At 46.8% G+C, this 18770-nt stretch carries 18 protein-coding genes; 6 read left to right on the top strand and 12 right to left on the bottom strand.

Annotated features, from left to right (window positions below):
* The 4 genes from ACTF5U_RS08695 to ACTF5U_RS08680 form a co-directional block, all read right to left on the bottom strand.
* Window positions 1–2042: TonB-dependent siderophore receptor (locus tag ACTF5U_RS08695; RefSeq protein WP_438971237.1), on the bottom strand; the 2042-nt coding region annotated here is incomplete at its 3' end.
* A 103-nt stretch (window positions 2043–2145) separates the two neighbouring features.
* On the bottom strand, window positions 2146–2598 hold the full coding sequence (locus ACTF5U_RS08690; protein ID WP_438971236.1) for a TerB family tellurite resistance protein: 453 nt from the start codon (window positions 2596–2598) through the stop codon (window positions 2146–2148).
* A gap of 44 nt (window positions 2599–2642) precedes the next feature.
* On the bottom strand, window positions 2643–3761 hold the full coding sequence (locus tag ACTF5U_RS08685) for a GNAT family N-acetyltransferase/peptidase C39 family protein (protein WP_438971235.1): 1119 nt from the start codon (window positions 3759–3761) through the stop codon (window positions 2643–2645).
* Window positions 3739–4806, bottom strand: coding sequence for a DUF2817 domain-containing protein (locus tag ACTF5U_RS08680; protein WP_438971234.1), 1068 nt, complete (start codon window positions 4804–4806; stop codon window positions 3739–3741). Before ACTF5U_RS08680 ends, ACTF5U_RS08685 begins: the two co-directional genes overlap by 23 nt.
* 166 nt (window positions 4807–4972) lie before the next feature.
* Between ACTF5U_RS08680 and ACTF5U_RS08675 the strand changes: the two genes are divergently transcribed.
* Entirely contained in the window at window positions 4973–6451 is a 1479-nt protein-coding gene (locus ACTF5U_RS08675) for a RimK family protein (RefSeq protein WP_438971233.1), read from the top strand.
* Between the two features lie 66 nt (window positions 6452–6517).
* Here the strand turns inward: ACTF5U_RS08675 and ACTF5U_RS08670 are convergent, their stop codons facing one another.
* Window positions 6518–8599, bottom strand: a complete 2082-nt coding sequence (locus tag ACTF5U_RS08670) for a TonB-dependent receptor (protein WP_438971232.1) — start codon at window positions 8597–8599, stop codon at window positions 6518–6520.
* Window positions 8600–8748: 149 nt separating this feature from the next.
* Between ACTF5U_RS08670 and ACTF5U_RS08665 the strand changes: the two genes are divergently transcribed.
* Both ACTF5U_RS08665 and ACTF5U_RS08660 read left to right on the top strand, forming a co-directional pair.
* Entirely contained in the window at window positions 8749–9657 is a 909-nt protein-coding gene (locus ACTF5U_RS08665) for a DnaJ C-terminal domain-containing protein (RefSeq protein ID WP_438971231.1), read from the top strand.
* 10 nt (window positions 9658–9667) lie between these two features.
* The gene (locus ACTF5U_RS08660) at window positions 9668–11047 is read left to right on the top strand and encodes a DegQ family serine endoprotease (protein WP_438971230.1); all 1380 of its coding nucleotides are present in this window, start codon (window positions 9668–9670) and stop codon (window positions 11045–11047) included.
* A 38-nt stretch (window positions 11048–11085) separates the two neighbouring features.
* Here ACTF5U_RS08660 and ACTF5U_RS08655 read toward each other — a convergent pair whose 3' ends face one another.
* Window positions 11086–11673 (bottom strand): hypothetical protein, encoded by a 588-nt coding sequence (locus tag ACTF5U_RS08655; protein WP_438971229.1) that lies wholly within the window; start codon window positions 11671–11673, stop codon window positions 11086–11088.
* Window positions 11674–11840: 167 nt separating this feature from the next.
* Between ACTF5U_RS08655 and gdhA the strand changes: the two genes are divergently transcribed.
* Window positions 11841–13187 (top strand): NADP-specific glutamate dehydrogenase, encoded by a 1347-nt coding sequence (gene gdhA / locus ACTF5U_RS08650; RefSeq protein ID WP_438971228.1) that lies wholly within the window; start codon window positions 11841–11843, stop codon window positions 13185–13187.
* Here gdhA and ACTF5U_RS08645 read toward each other — a convergent pair whose 3' ends face one another.
* Entirely contained in the window at window positions 13188–14105 is a 918-nt protein-coding gene (locus ACTF5U_RS08645) for a DUF808 domain-containing protein (protein WP_438971227.1), read from the bottom strand.
* A 245-nt stretch (window positions 14106–14350) separates the two neighbouring features.
* Complete coding sequence (locus ACTF5U_RS08640; protein ID WP_438971226.1) at window positions 14351–14497, bottom strand: hypothetical protein; 147 nt, start codon at window positions 14495–14497, stop codon at window positions 14351–14353.
* Between the two features lie 63 nt (window positions 14498–14560).
* On the opposite strand from ACTF5U_RS08640, the gene ACTF5U_RS08635 reads away from it, so the two are divergent.
* Together ACTF5U_RS08635 and ACTF5U_RS08630 are read left to right on the top strand one after the other, a co-directional pair.
* Window positions 14561–15343 (top strand): DUF2189 domain-containing protein, encoded by a 783-nt coding sequence (locus ACTF5U_RS08635; protein ID WP_438971225.1) that lies wholly within the window; start codon window positions 14561–14563, stop codon window positions 15341–15343.
* Between the two features lie 338 nt (window positions 15344–15681).
* Entirely contained in the window at window positions 15682–16053 is a 372-nt protein-coding gene (locus tag ACTF5U_RS08630; protein WP_438971224.1) for a hypothetical protein, read from the top strand.
* Between the two features lie 67 nt (window positions 16054–16120).
* On the opposite strand, the gene ACTF5U_RS08625 is transcribed toward ACTF5U_RS08630, so the two are convergent.
* The 4 genes from ACTF5U_RS08625 to ACTF5U_RS08610 all read right to left on the bottom strand — a co-directional run bounded on the left by ACTF5U_RS08625 (window position 16121) and on the right by ACTF5U_RS08610 (window position 18651).
* Entirely contained in the window at window positions 16121–16507 is a 387-nt protein-coding gene (locus ACTF5U_RS08625; RefSeq protein ID WP_438971223.1) for an STAS/SEC14 domain-containing protein, read from the bottom strand.
* Window positions 16508–16559: 52 nt separating this feature from the next.
* Window positions 16560–17186, bottom strand: coding sequence for an MBL fold metallo-hydrolase (locus tag ACTF5U_RS08620; RefSeq protein WP_438971222.1), 627 nt, complete (start codon window positions 17184–17186; stop codon window positions 16560–16562).
* A gap of 61 nt (window positions 17187–17247) precedes the next feature.
* Window positions 17248–18243 (bottom strand): hypothetical protein, encoded by a 996-nt coding sequence (locus tag ACTF5U_RS08615; RefSeq protein ID WP_438971221.1) that lies wholly within the window; start codon window positions 18241–18243, stop codon window positions 17248–17250.
* 30 nt (window positions 18244–18273) lie between these two features.
* Entirely contained in the window at window positions 18274–18651 is a 378-nt protein-coding gene (locus tag ACTF5U_RS08610) for a winged helix-turn-helix transcriptional regulator (RefSeq protein ID WP_438971220.1), read from the bottom strand.
* Between the last annotated feature and the right edge of the window lie 119 nt (window positions 18652–18770).

Genomic DNA, 18770 nt, shown 5'->3' with positions numbered 1-18770 from the left:
TACCGAGCCATTAAGTTGGCTACGGCAAAACTCTCCTGTTCAAGTTTCTCCGGGTTGCCCTGAGGGTTATCGGCAATCGTGTAATTTCGGCTTTCCCAGTTCACCCCGCCACCAACGGTCAGCTTATCTATCTGGTAAGTGGTGTAGAGATTGGCAGTACGACGTGGGAATTCGGTGTTGACTGCATCACCGTTGGCATCTTCCGCCTGAAACTGTGACCAGCCCAGCAGGATGTTCCAGTTTTTGGTCAAAGCACCGGCTAATTCTACTTCAAAGCCTTTGCTAGTTGCCCCTTCCGCTGGTTTATAGGCTTGCTGGTTCACCGAACCGGGTACCAGATTGTTGGGGTCTACCTGCCCCAGGTTATCCTGCTCGATACGGAAGACCGACACTGTGGCATTAAGGCGACCATTGAGATAGGCCGCTTTAATACCGGTTTCATAATTCTTACCGTCGATTGGATCCAGGAAGTCACCATTCTTATCCTGCAAGTTCTGTGGTTGAAATATCTCGGTATAACTCGCATAGGCTGAATAGGTGTCGTTGAAATCATAGATTAAACCGGCATAAGGCGTGACCTCATCATCATGTTCAAATTCATACAGGCTGCCATCCCAGCTCATCCCCTCAACGTTCCAGTCAGTGACGCGACTCCCCAGAATCAGGGTTAACGGATCAGAAAGTGACAGCCGTGATACTGCATACAACCCTGTCTGCTCAGTATCTCTGGTCACATAAGGGGTTTCAGGTCCCCAGCTTGGCTCCGGATAGCTGCCATCCCACTCATAAAAGTTGCCAAGGGATGTCTGAACATTACTGGCGTAGCGGCGCATGGCGATAAAATCCTGTTCACTATGCATCAGACCCAATGTGACTTCGTGATCGCGGCCAAACAGTGAAAAAGGCAGATTACCGTAAATATCGATATTGTCCTGCTCACGTTCATTATCATACCGGCTTGGACTTGCCGTCATGCCCAGACCGGTTTGTTGATCTGGCAGGCCTCTCCGCCACAGTAATTTCGAATCAGCTTCATTGACGCTTTTGCTGTAAGCCGCGTAGATGGAAGCACCAGAATCAAACTGATGTTCAATATTGGCAAAGTAGTTGGTGGCCTCAGAACCCCATTTCGTCCAATCAGCGCCAACTGTTTTGGAGCGACTCCAATCGGTTCTGGTCCCGTTGCTAAACCAGCTCGGCAGCCCGCCCCAGGTCGAGGCGGTGGGATTATGATCCTGATGACTGACGCCGACGTTAAGCAGCGTATTGTTGGTAAGGTCCACGCCCAGCGTTCCGTAAAAAACCTGACGTTCATTCTCAAGCAGATCAATATAAGAGCGACTGTCATCATAACTGCCAACCAGTCGACCACGTATCGTACCGGCTTCATTCAGCGGTGTAGAAACATCAACCGTGCCCTGATAATGATCCCAGGAACCGGCTGTCACAGTGGCGTGACCGACAAATTCCCGGCTATCAGCACGTTTACGCACCAGGTTTATCGCTGCCGACGGATCACCGGCACCGCTAATCAGGCCGGTCGCCCCGCGGACGATTTCCACCCGATCGTAAATGGCCGTATCCATCAGAGTCTCACCAGCATCGTAACCTGGCTCCCAGACAGTTGGCACGCCATCAATCTGCAGGTTATTAATATCAAACCCCCGGGCCGAAAAACGACTCCGCGAGCTATCGCTGAGCTTTGAGGAGACCCCAGTCGCAATTTTAGCGACATCATTAATGGTTTCCAGCTTGAAATCATCAATGACCTGCCGGGAAATGACGGATACCGACTGCGGCGTTTCATTAATGGATAAACCCAGACGGGTGGCGGTGTTCATCTGGGGAATGGTGTACTCACCGCTGGATTCAGTATCGCCAAGCCAGCTCCAGCTGCTGGTGACATCCATGGTCGGCAGCGAAACGGTTTTTTGAGATTTCTCTTGTGAGGAGGGTGCCGTCTCAGCATCATTATCGGCAAAAGCAGCCTGACTGAGAAGCACACCGATAGTGATGGCGAGAGATGTGGGGATAGGACGCATGCAAAGACTCCGCTGACAAACTAAAGAAGACTTTGCATATTACCAAATACAACATCTAATGCAAATGATAATGATTTGTGTTTATATATTTAACTTGTGACTTTTAACCAATGACACGTAATTTAGCGGCAATAAAATCTTTGTGAGACACATGTAATAAATTCGCCAGACGCCTAATCACATGCTGTTCCAGTTCGTGGATATGCTCATCCGCCCAAGCTAGTTTCCAGAATGACTCAATCAGATCTATTTTTTCTTCTGCATCGAAGAATTCATTGATTTCTGAGGTGAAACGAAAAAAATCCGTCGCCTCCTCATGGGCCTGCTCGGCTTTTTCAATCAAAGCGTCTGCGACCTGACTCGACACAGCAAACTGTTGTGCCAGGATTTGGCGAAGCATTTTTTTTTCGGCCTCATGCTGCTCATCATCCACAGCAATAATCTCGACCATCAGAGCAACGGCTGCCAGTTTTTTCGCCTGCTCTTTATCCGCCAGCATGGCGTCGGTATCTGCGCCGAGGGTGGTACTAAAAATTTGTTTGAGTTTTTCGATCATAAAATCTCCTGCGTTGTAAACGACCGGACTCCTTTGTGAAAAGTTCAATAGGTTTTGAGAATGACGGCGGCCTGATACCGTGGTCTGCCATAGCCCAACATACGGTTGAACTCTTTATGTGTCACCGGGATATATCCTTTATCTGTCACACTTTTATTGTCATCCCAATCCACATCCGGATCATGAAAGTACACGAAGGTATCGGAGATAGACACCACCAGCACCCAATGGGGGGATTTACTCTGATTCAGCCGATACGAGCTGATTAACACCAATGCCAATGCGCCTTGTTTTAGATAAGTGCTTAGTACACTGGCATCGATATTAGATTGGATCTGTTCAATGTTCGAGGCATCAATCTGTCTAACAAAGTCCCGATGCACGCACTCAATGACTGCTTTTTTTTCACCACTACGCACACCACTAATAAATGGAATCTCATCAGAACTACAAATCAACGTGGTATTCATGTTTCGCCGGTTTGCTGCCAGAGCAAGGCCCTGAGGGCTGCAACCACCATGGCCTGAAGTCATGAAAATAGTGGTTGCTTCCCGCCATAGCTGAAGTTCAAGCTCTCTATCTAAGCCCAATGTATCATCAACTGTTTTCATTGCCATCATCAGGCAGGCCGGACCACAGGTAAACTCCGTTGTCTGTGAATAATGGGCAACCTGTGGATGCGTGATTTCCGGCTGATGGTGTAGCACCTTCATCAACCGTAAGGCGTCCGAATGGTCTTCATAGAAATCGGTAACAATATCAAATGGCTGATAACCCAGCTTCTGGTAAAGCCGGATTGCCCCCTCGTTATCGGGCCTCACTTCTAATCTTAAAAAGCTGCGGCCATCGTCAAGTGCATGTGCTTCCGCTTGCTGCATTAATGTCGCAGCAATACCAGCCTTACGGTATCGAACATCAACGGCGAGCGAATACACCCGCCCCAACGATGTGCCCTGCGAATACAATAGCAACACATACCCCAGTAACTGTTTATCGTGGTCAGCCACCAGCAATAATGCATGACCTTTTTCAATCATCCAGCGAAAACTGCGGCGTGACAGACGGTCAGACTCAAAGCATCGTGTTTCCAGCTCACTCAACGCTGATACATCAGCCAGTGTGGCCTCACGAATGGAGAATTCAGCGTTTATGATTGACTTCACTGAGTGCGTCGAGTGCCATTTCGATCACTTGACGGCCACGAAACAAAACCAGTTCCTGCCACTGTTTTTCATCCGGACAGAAAAAGTCCTGCATGGCGTGTTTGATATCCAGTGTTTCATCATCCGACCAATCCATCTTGCCGGATTGCTGTAATTTCTGATCATCAGACAACACCTGCAGCATTTTTTGATTGCCGAACGTACCGAACTCCAGGGTCAGGTAACACACGTGTTCACCTTGAGAATGCCAGTAATAATCATGCAGGCCCAGCTTAGTACCTGAACTGGAATTGCCAAGCGAAGGCTCGGTCACTGTGGCGCCAAACAATTCAACTGCATAATCATGTCCTTTACTGTCGACGGGATGATCACAGATCAACTCACCATGCCCATAAGGCCCGAGCCCACTGTGAATATCCACCACAATGATCTGTTCCCGTTTAGCCGGTTTAATCTGCTCCACCAGTTGCTCAATCACCCTTCTCGACCAACCGGCCTCTTTGCCGCCGAAATAAGGCATATCAGCATGCTCATACTGGCCTTCCGATAACAAATCAAACTTTTGGCGGTTCTCAGCAATCGCTGCAATATCGGTTTTTCCCTGCTGGAGCTCATCCCATATCGCAGTTGCTTTTGAGACCGGTAATGTTTTGTTGAAATCAACAAAGTTACGATTAACGTCGATTCCCTGCTCATCGTTTCGGCTGGCCCAGGCAAATCCCCAAGGGTTCAGTGCATGCACCAACACCACACACACATCCGGCGGCAAGCGTCGATGGCGTGAGACAAAATCAGCCTGAATAGCCGAGCCGGCACCGCCTTCTACGCCGTGAACACCTGAAACCAGAACCAGAACTTTGTCTGCCTTAAGATTTCCCGCCCAGACCACATCACAGAATAACTTCTCATTTTTAGGGCCTCTGAGGGGGTGTGGCAGATTAGTCAACTTCTCGACAACGGAGCTGGTCTCCACATTACTGATGAAGCTGTCACGAGCACTTGCGTAGCGCTGCGAAAAAACACTTAAAACGGCATCTGCATACATGGCACCGGGCCTCCTGTGCAAAATTTTTCGCGAAGGATATGTGAGTTTTTCTATTTTGACCAGTAAATAAAAACGCACACAAAAATTTTTAACACATCATCGTTCAAATGACTTTATCATTCGCTTTTAGCTACCATGCAGGTAGAGAGGAAAGTAAAGATCAAACATGACTAAGCATCTGATAATAGTAGAAAATATTAAAGACTGGAGCCCTTACTTCCCCAGTGAGCAGGTTATTGGTGTTGATGCATACCTGCAAGGGGATCCGCAACGCGGCGACAGTCGTGCGCAAATTCTGAATCTTTGTCGCAGCCTCGATTACTTAAGTCGCGGATATTACTGCTCGATGGTCGCTGAAGCCCGGGGACATCGGGTTTTGCCCGGCCTGCGTACCATCAACGATCTGTCGCGGAAAAGTTTGTATGCCTATGACCTATCCGATCTCTCATCACAACTGGATAAGCAACTGGCAACGACCGAACAATCCGCCAGCTTTGTCTTAACCATTTTTTTTGGTCAAACGTCGGTCAGCTCACTTCAGAAACTGGCAAGACAAATCTTCGAACAGTTTTCCTGTCCGATTCTGGAAGTGCAGTTCAGTTATAAAGATCAATGGACTATCAGCCAAATCAAAGCCGGCGCAATCAACAAGCTGACAGAACAGGAACAGGACTTTTTTGCTGAAGCCCTAGATAATTTCAGTCACCGCTTATGGCGAAAACCAGCCAAGCGCCGTCAATTTCGTTATGACATGGCAATATTGCACAATCCCAAAGAAACAATGCCACCAAGTGATATGACGGCGCTGAAAAAATTTATCAGCAGTGGTCGTCGTATCGGAATTGATGTTGATTTGATCACGCCGCGAGACTATATCCGTCTGGCTGAATATGATGCGTTGTTTATTCGTGAGACCACTGCCACGCATAACCATACCTATAAGTTTGCTCGTCGTGCTGAAAGCGAAGGCTTGGTCGTTATTGATGATCCCACTTCGATTATTCGCTGCACCAATAAGATTTATCTTAAAGAACTGCTATCGGCACATGATTTGCCGATGCCGGAATCACATCTTTTGTATCGCAATGATCAAGCCGGACTGGATAAGCTTTGTGAAACCGCCACATTCCCACTGGTAATGAAGATTCCAGACGGCGCATTTTCCATCGGCGTCATCAAGGTCAAAAATGCTGAAGAATTAAGGGCACAGGCGCCTGCCTTTTTCCAGAAATCGGCCATTATTCTGTTACAGGAATTTATGTACACCGATTATGACTGGCGCATTGGCGTGTTCAATAACAAAGCCATCTATGCCTGCCAATACTTTATGAGTAAAGGTCACTGGCAAATCTATAATCACAACACGAAAAAAGGAACAGACAGCGGTAAGTCCTCAGCGATACCGGTCAGTGAAGTGCCTGACAAAGTGATTCGCATTGCCACCAAAGCAGCGAAACTGATTGGTGACGGACTCTACGGCATTGATATCAAGCAAAGCGGTAATCGCATCGTCATCATCGAAATCAATGACAACCCCAGTATTGATAGCGGTGTCGAAGATGAGTATCTGGGCATGGCTCTTTATGACGACATCATGCGTGAATTTCTTCGCCGCCTGGAAGATCGAAAAGCGTCAAGCCGGTGATTCATCACCCACAAGAAAGCCAGCCTCAGGAAACCTTTGGCTGGCTTCTATTCTTGAGTTTACTCTTTAAAAACTGTAACTCGCTCCCACCTGATAGGTTGTGCTCTGGCCGGGGAAAAAGCGATAAGAACCGAAGGCATAGTCGGCACGATCGGCGTATTCCTCATCTAAAATGTTTTTCACCTGTCCATGCAAAGTAAGGTTCTGTGTAATATTTGTTTCAACTCTCAGGTTAATTAAGTCATGGCCACCGTATTCATACTCGTTGGCCGGGTCCAGATAATAATCACCCATGTGTGCCCATTCAAGTTCTGCACGGCTCTTGTTATCAAAGTTCCAGCCGAGGCGAACATTAGCAATATGTCGTGGCGCCGTATCAATTTCATTACCTGACTCTGTGCCACTTGCAGCATTATCAAAGTCATATGTATGCTTTGCATAGGTGTAGTTAGCGGCCAGATCGAACTCCTCACCTAGCGGCAGGCTGAAAGATGCCTCGATACCTCTGTGCTTGGTACGACCATCCGTTACATTCAAACCATCTGGGTCACGGAAGAAAAAGTTTTTCTTCTTCATATAAAAAGCACTGACTTCGTACTTCACAATGCCTGCATTGCCTCGCATACCCAGCTCGATACTGTCGGCTTTCTCAGAATCTAGATCACCAACCAGCTGTTGATTTTGCAAGCGGTATAAATCCGTCGTTTGCGGTGCACGGTGTCCACGAGAATAATTTGCAAAAATACTGTGGTTGTCGTTCAACAGATAAACCAGCCCTAACTTCGGACTCCAGTCATTGAACGTGTCGTCTCTGTCTGCCGGACGAAGGTATAAACATTCAGCTGGAGCAGCAAAACATGGCCCTCCATCGGCCTCACCGGTACCTGCTGCAACTTTATTATCGTAGTCATACTCAACATGTTCAAAACGCAAACCGGTAGTTGCTCGCCACTTTTCAGCTAAAACCCATTCAGCATGGATATAGGGTGCAATCGTCACCGCTTCAACATCGTAATCGTAGTGAATGCCTTGTTGTCTATTCTTGCCAAAGAACGTGTAGCTGGCACGTTCTTGAGTCTGTTTTAGACTACCATCAGTATATTCCAGGTCGGTTCCGACAATGACCTCATGCCCGCCATCCAAATCCATGTAATAAGCGATCTGTGTGCCTAAGCTGGTGTGTTCATTTTCTTCAATTGCGCGTGATGGCAAGTAATGCTGGCGGAACTCCATGCGGTTGTTACGCAGATACGGGGTAATGCTAAGCATATTGCCGTTATCCATGATATGGTCCCAGCGGGTAGATAGCCGCACTGACCACCAGTCACGATAGGCATCGGGATCATTATTGGTTTTCATCAGAGAACTGTCTTCATACGCTTTTTTATCATCTGATTCTATAAAACCTGCTGTTTCCTGGTTCAGATTGAAAGCAGAGAAGACTGTCTGAAAGGCATCGCCATTTGGAGCGAAATAATCATGGCGTGCTGTAATTTTCTGCTGACCATAACTTTCTTCATCGCGCCAGCCACCGAAGTCTGTTCCACTCACACTGACTCTGTAACCATGAGCTCCAACAGTATCACTCACGGTTCCTTTCACTTTATATAAATCATCAGACCCAAAGGTAAAATCCAGCTCACGCTCTAAGTCTAAAGAAGGCGCTCGTGATAATACGTTTATAAGACCATGCACGGCATTGGAGCCATACAAAGCACTACCCGGTCCTCTTACAACTTCTATTCCGCCCGCCCATTCATAGTGAGCCTCTGCCAAGCCATTATTGTTAGCAAAGCCGGCAGCCCTCAATGGAATACCATCTTCCATAAATAAAAACGCGCCGGCTGCACCGGGCCCCGTCAGAACAGGTGAGCGCAATGCCACCAGTGATTCCGCACCATTACCCCTCTGGATATGAACACCACTCACTCTGGCTAGAGACTCCTCAATGTGATCAGCATTGATCAGATCGACTTCTTCCTCACTGACCTTGCCGGTATTACCAGCCAATTCTCGTAAAGCTGTTTCAGACCGTGTACCTGTCACCACCAGTTCATCAAGTGCAACGCTGTCTTCTTGGGCACCAACCTGGCCACTGGATAACAGTGCCGTTGCCAGTAAAAACGGTATTTTCCGTTTAGTAAACATTTTATCTTCTCCATAACTAAACTCTAATGGGCATAGTTTCTCACACCCCGTTATTTGGAAGCATCAGGAAAATACCTAAACCTGTTGAAAAGCAGCCATTAAGCCCCCACTTACTGATTTAGATCAATTACAGGTGTATAAGTCCGTTTATGGAATACAAAGACTATTACAAAATTCTGGGCGTCCCGCGTGATGCCTCACAAGACGATATTAAAAAGGCTTATCGTAAGCTTGCCCGTAAATACCATCCGGATGTCAGCAAAGAGCCCAATGCCGAAGATAAATTCAAAGAACTCGGCGAAGCCTACGAAGTACTGAGAGACAAGCAGAAACGGGCTCAATACAACCAGTTCGGTAGCGATTATCGTCATGGCCAGTCATTTAACCCGCCACCAGGCTGGGACGATAATATGGGCGGCTTTGGTGGTGGCAACTTCAGCAGCTTCTTCGAGAATATGTTTGGTGGTGGTATGGGCGGCGGCGCTGATGCCGGAGGCGGAGATCAGTTCTTTGCCCGTGGCGAAGACGTCAACGCCAAAATCACCGTCTCACTGGAAGATGCATTCAACGGTGCAACGAAAACCATTCGTCGACCCAGCGGTGCCACTCAGGGCGGAACTATCAACGTCAAGATTCCTGCCGGCATCGCATCCGGTAAAAAAATACGCCTCACGGGACAGGGAAAATCGGGTATGGGCAGCAAAGACGGCGACCTTTACCTGGAAGTACAAATTGCACCACATAAACATTATCGCCTGGAGGGTAAAGATATCTACCTCGATCTCCCTATCGCGCCATGGGAAGCGGCTTTAGGTGCTAAGGTAACGGTACCCACATTAGCAGGTAAAATTACACTAACGATTCCTGCCAATGCTCGAAGTGGACAAAAAATGCGTCTGAAAGGGCGTGGCCTACCTGGTAAAGAGCCTGGTGATGAGTTTGTGGTGTTGCAAATCATGACACCGCCTGCCGACTCTGACAAAGCAAAAAAACTGTATAGGGAAATGGCTGAGGAAATGGCATTCAATCCTCGTGAGATGTTGGAAAATATCGAATAGGAAATTTCTGATGACGTTAAATATCCGAACATTTATGCTCTGGCTGGTAGGGCTGATACTGGTCACTCAGGTAGCCACAGCTGCCCTGCCGCTAAACTGGTTTTCTGAAAAAGATGAGATGCCAACATTAGCCCCGATGTTGGAGCGCTCTAAGCCCGCTGTAGTGAACATTGCGACTCGCAGTGAGGTCAAGGTTCAGGATAACCCCCTACTGAACGATCCGTTTTTCCGTCACTTTTTTGATCTGCCGGAACAACCGCGTACCCGACCTAGACAAAGTCTTGGCTCAGGCGTGATTATTGATGCCAAACAAGGCCTCGTTATTACGAATAATCATGTTATCCGTGGTGCCGATGAAATCACTGTCTCATTGACTGATGGTCGTAACTTTCAGGCAGAAATCGTCGGTAGTGACCCTGCAACCGATGTAGCGCTTATAAAAATTTCATCGGATGACCTGACTGCATTGCCACTCGCTGATTCAGAATCGCTTCGAGTCGGTGATTTTGTTGTCGCCATTGGTAACCCGTTTGGTTTAGGACAAACCGTGACATCTGGTATTGTCAGTGCCTTAGGCCGGAGTGGCCTCGGTATTGAAGGTTATGAGAATTTCATTCAAACCGATGCGTCCATCAACCCGGGTAATTCCGGCGGCGCTCTGGTCAACCTGCGTGGTGAGCTGGTGGGCATTAACACCGCCATATTCTCACCAGGTGGCGCTTCTGCAGGTAATATCGGTATTGGTTTTGCTATTCCCAGCAATCTGGTCAAACAAATCAGTGATCAGCTACTGGAGCATGGTGAAGTAAAACGCGCCTACCTTGGCGTGCAGATGCAGGATATTACGCCCGAACTGGCACAGGCATTTGCGATTGATGTACAACAAGGTGCTGTTGTAACGCACGTTGTACCTGACTCTGCTGCCGATGTCGCCGGACTCCGAGTCGGGGACATCATAACGGCTGTAGATGGTGCCCAACTGATTAATGCCGATAGCTTACGTAATACCATCGGTCTGATGATGGTAGGTCAGAAAGTAAAACTGGATATCATCCGAGATGGAAAAGACAAGACGCTCATTGCGAAAGTGAAACAAACTCGCCAGACAGAGGAAAGTGGCACCGTACATCCCAAATTAGCAGGCGCCACATTTGGTGATATTGAAGAAGACTCACCCTACTTCGGCCGCGTCGAGGGTGTCATGGTGTATTCGGTAAAACGAGGCAGCCCGGCATGGAATGCGGGTTTGAGAAGCGAAGACGTGGTGACATCCGTCAATCGACGTGCAGTAAAGAACCTCGAAGAATTTAAACCGATGGTGAAAAATACCGAACAAGTATTACTCAATATTATCCGTGGCAGACGCGCCATGTTCTTATTATTGAAATAATTCAGATAAACCACGCCGGTCATTCAACTGGCGTGGTTTTATAAATCCCGTTCCAGAGACAGACGCTGACTGTAGACAAATACACCATTTGAAAACAACAACCACTCCACCGTGATCGCATCGTCATTGTGAATAGTTATTTCTGAAAACACTTCAACAAAGCGGCTGTCACCGCGAATGGCGTGAACACCACGACGCTCACGCTCATGGGCACTGGCATAACGGTCATTAATCCGAAGCGAGAACATGCTCCCTTTATTCATCAGGAAGACTTTCTCACCCTCAAAATAATCGCCGTTATATTCCTTATTCATAGAAATTAAAAACAAAGCGGTATTCGAGTCCCGCACTTCAGCTTCTACCTCGGCATCGCGGTAATAAGACTCTGGCTTATCTTCTGTACCCTCACAGATAAACTCATTTAATCGTCCTTCCCACTCGCCTTTCAGATTCTCCAGCACATCCAGCTTTTCTTCCGTGCCATTGACGACAATACGATCCGCCTCCGACGTAAAGTAACGCTCACCCAATTCAAGGTAAACGGGTGATGGTTCAAAACACTCAAAAGCTTGAACTGTAAACGACAGCGACATCATCAAAAAAGATAAAAACGAGCCACGTAACATGGCGATACTCCTATCAAGGCGTGTCATTAAGACAACACAGGTAGCTTTTTGTTAGCAGATGTATTGCTAGTTGGTATGCCAGCTTATAAGCTGAAAGGGAATAAAGCACTAAACAACCTTTGTCTGGCAATGAGGCCACCGCAATTTCGAAGAGGATGCAGCTTATTATGTCGACTCATTCAGAAATCATGTCATCTATCTATGAACAAGTCGTTAACCGCAACCCCGGCGAACCTGAATTCCATCAGGCGCTATATGAAGTTCTGGAAACACTGGGACAAGTACTGGAAAAACACCCTGAATATGCCAAAAATAAAATCATAGAAAGGTTGTGTGAGCCGGAAAGGCAGATTATATTTCGGGTGCCATGGGAAGATGACAATGGCGAAATACAGGTTAATCGTGGGTTTAGAGTCGGCTTTAATAGTGCTTTGGGGCCCTACAAAGGTGGACTTCGATTTCACCCCAGCGTGCAACTGGGGACAATGAAATTTCTGGCCTTTGAACAGACATTCAAAAATGCACTAACAGGTTTACCTATTGGCAGTGGCAAGGGCGGTTCGGATTTTGATCCCAAAGGTAAATCCGATAATGAAGTCATGCGTTTTTGCCAGAGTTTTATGACATCCTTGTATCGTCACTTAGGTGAAAACACGGATGTACCTGCTGGAGATATAGGCGTCGGCACGCGCGAAATCGGTTATTTATTTGGTCAGTACAAACGTATTACTCAGCGTTATGAGTCCGGTGTTATTACCGGTAAAAGTCCGCAGTGGGGAGGCACCTGGATCCGACAGAAAGCTACCGGTTATGGGGCCGTCTTTTTTTGTGAAGAAATGGTCCGCGCGGTTCATAACGAAGAGCTCAAAGGCAAAGTTGCCGTAGTCTCAGGCTCAGGGAATGTGGCGACTTATGCGATGGAAAAATTACGCGTTATCGGCGCTAAAGTGATCGCCTGTTCCGATTCCAGCGGCGTCATCATTGATCCAAAAGGGATCGATGTAGATGCCGTTATTCACATCAAAGAAGTCGAACGTGCCCGTCTCAAAACTTATCTCGATTTTCATCATCATGCTGAATATATTGATGGCGGAAATATCTGGGATATTCCCTGTGATCTTGCGCTACCCTGTGCAACGCAGAACGAATTACAGGCTACCGATGCCATCAAACTTGCTGATAACGGCTGTATTGCTGTGTGTGAAGGCGCCAATATGCCAAGTACACCGGAAGCTATCAAAATCTTTCAGCAAAAGGGTATTGCTTTTGGACCAGGAAAAGCGGCCAATGCAGGTGGTGTCGCATCATCAGCTCTCGAAATGCAACATAACGCCACGCATGGTTCAGACTTTGAATACAGTGAAGAGCGACTGCATCAAATTATGAACAATATTCACCGTAGCTGTTGCGAAACCGCTGAGGAATTTGGCGACCCTCATAATTACGTCTTGGGTGCCAATATTGCAGGCTTCCGCCGGGTCGCTAATGCCATGCTAGCATTTGGCATCATTTAATCAGACAACGCGTTTAATGCCGGTAAGGCCTGCTAACACCAGACTACCGGCGATGATTCCGATAATGGCATTAAATAGCATCGGCACAATGATGGTTAGAACGGTGCCCAGTGATGCCAGCAAAGGCGCCAATAAATGATGTAGAAATGGTAATCCGTGCACCAAAATACCACCGCCTACCAGAAACATCGCGATCATTCCAAGCGCCGAAAGTAGCTTCATGAATTTGGGTGCCACAAATAAAATACCATGACCTAACCGGTCTTTGAATTGACCAAAGCCGGTATTATCGGCCGACTCAATCAACGCTAAGCCGGCATCATCGAACTTTACGATGCCTGCTACCAAACCATATACACAGATTGTCACTGAAATCGCGATGACAGAAACCACCATGATCTGCGTCGTGAAGTCTGCCGCTTGAGCAACCCCCAAAGCAATAACAATGATCTCGGCGGAAAGAATGAAATCAGTGCGTATCGCACCTTTGATCTTTTCCTTTTCAAAGGTTTTGATATCAATCCGGGGATCGCTGGCTGCTTGAGCTAATTTCTGATGATGGGCAGCATCGTCTTCCTCACGATGCAGCCATTTGTGGGTGAGTTTTTCAACCCCTTCATAACAGAGATATAAACCACCCAACATCAGCAGCACCGTTACTAACCACGGCAAATAGGCGCTGATTAATAACGCCAAAGGCACTAAGATCAGTTTATTAAGGAAAGAGCCTTTGGCAACAGCCCAGACAATTGGCAATTCACGGCTTGGTTTTACACCACTTACCTGCTGTGCATTGAGAGCCAGATCATCACCCAAGACACCCGCCGTCTTTTTAGCCGCTGCTTTGGTCATCAATGACACGTCATCAAGTAGCGTTGCAATATCATCAACTAAAGCCAGTAAGCCTACGCTCGCCATCCATTCTCTCCTTGTCGTCCATTACTTAGTTTCAGTTGAGACAGACTAGGTGCTCATCAAGACGAAGTCTACTTTTTATCGTGAGTGAGCCCATAAAAACACACTCAGAGACAGGAACGAACTTCTATTTTAAATACAGTGTCCAATTTTTTAGATTGAACTCACTTAGCGAGGTGAGTATTTTGAGCAAAAGACGTCTAGCTAAACTTTTGTCCCTATTCCTGTTTGGTGCTGTTATGGCCTGTTTAAACATCAGTCAGGCTCAGGCTATAGATTTCATCACCTGTATCGGGTACGTTTTTCTTTTGTTTATCACCATGGACATCAATACAGCATTCTCTTTGGTAATTACCGCTACTCTCATGCTCACGATGTCTATCATTATTACCCACACTGTTATTCCAAATATTAAACGTTGCTAAAAAATATATAAAACAACAGGGAAGGAGAAAATCATGAGCGTTCAAAACGTCACACATTACAAAATTCCATCTCAGTTTTCGATACAACGTGTCGCGTTTCTTCGACCTTTCCGATGGCTGTTTCAGGGCTGGCAGGACTTTCTTGCTCATCCCGGCGCAAGTATTGCTCATGGGCTGATTGTAACCAGCATTTTTGCAGTGGCTTTGCTTCTCACCAGTCATCATATTTATGTCCTTGCTGCCGTTATCTCCGGTTTTATGTTGGTAGGCCCAATCATGGCTGCAGGTTTGTGTGAAATTTCCCGTCGGAAAGAAACGGGTGAAACAATCAGCTTTGATACATCACTAAACGGTCTGGGTCGTAATCAACACGCTTTAGTCCGATTTTCCAGCATCTTGCTCGGTTTCAGTGTGTTGTGGTTTGCTTTATCGGCACTGGTACTGATGGCCACTATCGGAAATGTAGCCCCCGCTTTGGATCAGGCATTCTGGGGTAATTTCTTTGATCATATGACACCCACACAACTGGTTTTATATCTGGTTGTTGGTGGTCTTCTGGCTAGTATGGTGTTTGTATTATCTGTCGTTTCCGTTCCGGCGATTATTGATAGCTCTATCAACGCATTAGATGCTCTTTTTATCAGCATGAAAGTGGTCGCAACTAATATTCCTACTATGTTGGTTTGGGCTGGTCTAATTGCGCTATTGGCGGGGCTGGGCATTGCAACCTTCCTTATCGGTATGATCGTGATATATCCCTTGTTAGGGCATGCCAGCTGGCATGCTTACCGCGACTTGGTTAGTAAGGCCAGCTAGAACGAATCTTTTGCATGGGGGCCGACGCCGACTGCTACCACCAACAGGAACAGTGTGTGTCTGATCTTAGTATCATTATCAGCGGTAATGGTGCCATTACAATACGGTCATGTAACAACATCCCGCTCGTATGGCATAGCTCATGATAATGAGCGTTGTTCCGGCAATAATAGATTAGGCTTTACCCGCTGTTACTCAGTTTTAAAGCGCAGATAAATGTGTGCTTTTAGACACTTTTTTTCTTTTTTTACATACCTTTACATTGCTTAACACAAACTTGCTTTGCATGGGGTTAGTCTTGTAACTGTGACAAAAAGACGACAGCGGAGGTAAATACCATGCGTCAATTTAAGAAATCAAAAGTGATTGCAATTGGTCTGTTTTCAGGTCTTATGCTGGCGTTATCAGCTAACCCTGCAAAAGCAGCAGATGTCCGAATTGGTATCGGTTTCGATCTGGGCGGCCATCATAGTTATCATCGTGCACCCGTGGTGACATACAGACATTACGATGATCATGATCGTCATTACCGTAAAAAGCAGTGGAAGCATTATAAAAAGCACTGGAAACATCACGGTAGACATGACCGTCATTACGGTAAACGCGCCTATTACAAGCACCGTGACTATGACCGGCATCATGATAAACGTGCCTATTACAAGTACCGTGACTATGATCGACATGATGGCTATCATGGTTACAGACATTAATGTCTGATACTGCCCTCGTCCACTCTATTGGGCGGGGGTTTCTTTTTATCTGGTTAAGCCCATGCGATTAGATAGCATCGTTTAACCAACTAAGTGCCTCGGGAAAGTTATCAAAATAGCGCACATCACCTGAAATAAACCAGTTGCCAACTTTGGCGGCCCACTGTTGCCAACGTTTATCACCGACGATCGCAATTTTGTGAAAGTCGGAGCCATGCTTCAGACCGAGCTTAAAATCATCCCAGGCGGCACGTAATTCCCACCCCTCAAATAAAGTCGCATCCAGCAAAACATTCGCTTCAGGATCCTCTACAGTATTTAATGCCGCATCTATCATGGGCACGATTCGTGCGTAATCTTCGTGTGTTAGTTTGCCGACCGCCCTGAGGGTGATGTAGAACTTATCACCTACCCGATCGATGCCTACAGAAAGGCCATGTCGTTGAATGTCCATAAGTCTTCCTCTCTATTTCGTATGACTATGGAGTAAAAGGGTTAAGCCAAACTTAAGTCTCCAGCTTATCCAGCGCTGTCTGCACTTTATCATGCCACTTGCCAGTCACTTTTTGATAACCAGAGCTGCCGGAAAAAGCGCTGGAAAAAACCACATCCGGCGTTAATGTCTGCAGCACCTTTAAACTCTCAATTAGCGCATCCCGATCACTGAATGAAAGTAGCCCCGGCTGCCAGCCTTGTTCGGTCAGATACAAGGTGTCACCGGTAAAAAGATAGGTCCTTTCATGGCCTGACTCGACCAGAAAACAGGTACTGCCTAGTGTATGTCCGGGCGTAGGGATGATCTCGACATTCTCGAGGATCCATTCACGCTCCGAAAAGGAAATATCAGGACTGCAGACTTTTGCAAAGTCTGACTTCTCGTTGATATGGGCACCAAGCGTGGCACCATATTGTTTGCGGATTTGGTTTACAGAATCGGCCACTTCATCGCGGTGACTGAGAAAATGATAGCGTACACCACCAATAGGCCGCATCTGATCAATGTCGGCCTGACGGCGAGTGTTATAAAACAAGATATTTCCCATATCCCGTGTCACCAGATAGGCGTGTGTCGTCAGCCCCGGGAACGGCTGTTCCACTCGTGTCTCCCATACATCAGCCAAAACCTGTTTCACCAGCAAACTCCTAAAGGTTGATGAACACCTAATTATCAGCTTACCGCATTTATTAAAGCTATTAACTCACAACAGGTACCCGTAATTGCCATTGAGCCGGCAATTTATCTATCAGGACACTCCGTGACTTGTGCCAAAAGCCCGAAAGCAGCAATAAAGAAAAGCCAATTACAACGCCTACATAAGCAAAACTATCCCCCACCAGACCATAGGTATCAAGTAACTCGGTTAATGCCACCAGTACATACACTAATGATGACACCATAAACGCACGACGGTCGATAACCAGCGATACTAACGTCAGTAACAGGTAAAGCCCCAATACCAGCCCTAAATCCAGCGGAGTTTGATCGCCTTCAAAGATGCCCAGATTGGAAAAGATCGGGTGCACAATTAAAGGCGCCGCTGTCAGATGTAACCAGAATGCGACATCAGACTGACCCGAAACCCGTTTTAGATCCGCCATATCCCAGCGCATGGCAATTGCAAACACCGCCAAACCACCAAAAAACATCAACGACATCCAGATCTCACGTAGGACAGGAAATAACGTCACCAACGAGGCAATCACCAAAATCACAGCAGAGGCCGCACCGGCTGCAACCGTAATCGGTACTTTAAACCGTATCCAATGCAACCAGGCCGACAAAGAAGCCGCCAAAGCAGAGAACATTAATTGCTTTTCTAATGGTAAGTCGACAAACAAATCCACTGACGCAAACACACTGCCGACAAAGGTTATCAATAAAAAGATAGCCGGTAATGCCATCTTTCGCCTCAACACAAAAAATTCAGCCAACCCCCACGACAAGCCCGCTATAACAAGCGTCGCCAGTGACTCATGAATGCCTTGAACAACCCAGCCGGCAGATATCAATAACAGAGAACAGGCAATAACGACAAAAATATCATTGAAGCTGGTGACCAGTTTAAAACCCTCTTCATCTGCAAAATGCGTGTCATTGCGCTTCAGAATAAAGGCCCGAAACTTTTCAACCGACGCTTGGCTGAAAATGTCGTTATCCACTGCCTGTTGCAGATCATCATCTGTATACATTCAAGATCCTTATTATTTGAACAGACTCAGTCAAATCAATTCTGACTGTTTTTTAACCACATCGTAACGTTTTTGTGCCGTTTGAACATCATCAATATGCCCTTCTGACCAGTGTCGAACTTCTTCTACCAACTCAACAAGCGTTTTACCCAACGCTGTCAGCGAATACTCCACTTTTGGCGGCACTGTCGGGTACACCTTTCGGTGCACGATACCATCTCGCTCTAATCCTCTCAGTGTCTGCGTCAACATTTTCTGAGAAATGCCGTCCAGTTCACGCTTTAACTGACCAAACCGTTTTGTCTCCATCGCCAAAGCACCAACGACCAGCACGGTCCACTTATCAGCAATGCGATCCAGCACTAAACGCGTTGGACAATTTTTATTGTATACATCCCAATCAGTCATAAGTCATTGTCTTTATTTATTAGTTTCTTTTTGGTGCTTATAGCACTTTCAGGTGCCTTCTTGCGAATAGATACCATGAAACATACTATTTCACTGCCCGGGCAATTTCAACCAAATAA

The organism is Methylophaga sp. (assembly GCF_965655755.1).
Lineage (GTDB): Bacteria > Pseudomonadota > Gammaproteobacteria > Nitrosococcales > Methylophagaceae > Methylophaga.
Note: the sequence above shows the minus strand (reverse complement) of the source record. Positions and strands in the feature narration are given on the sequence as shown.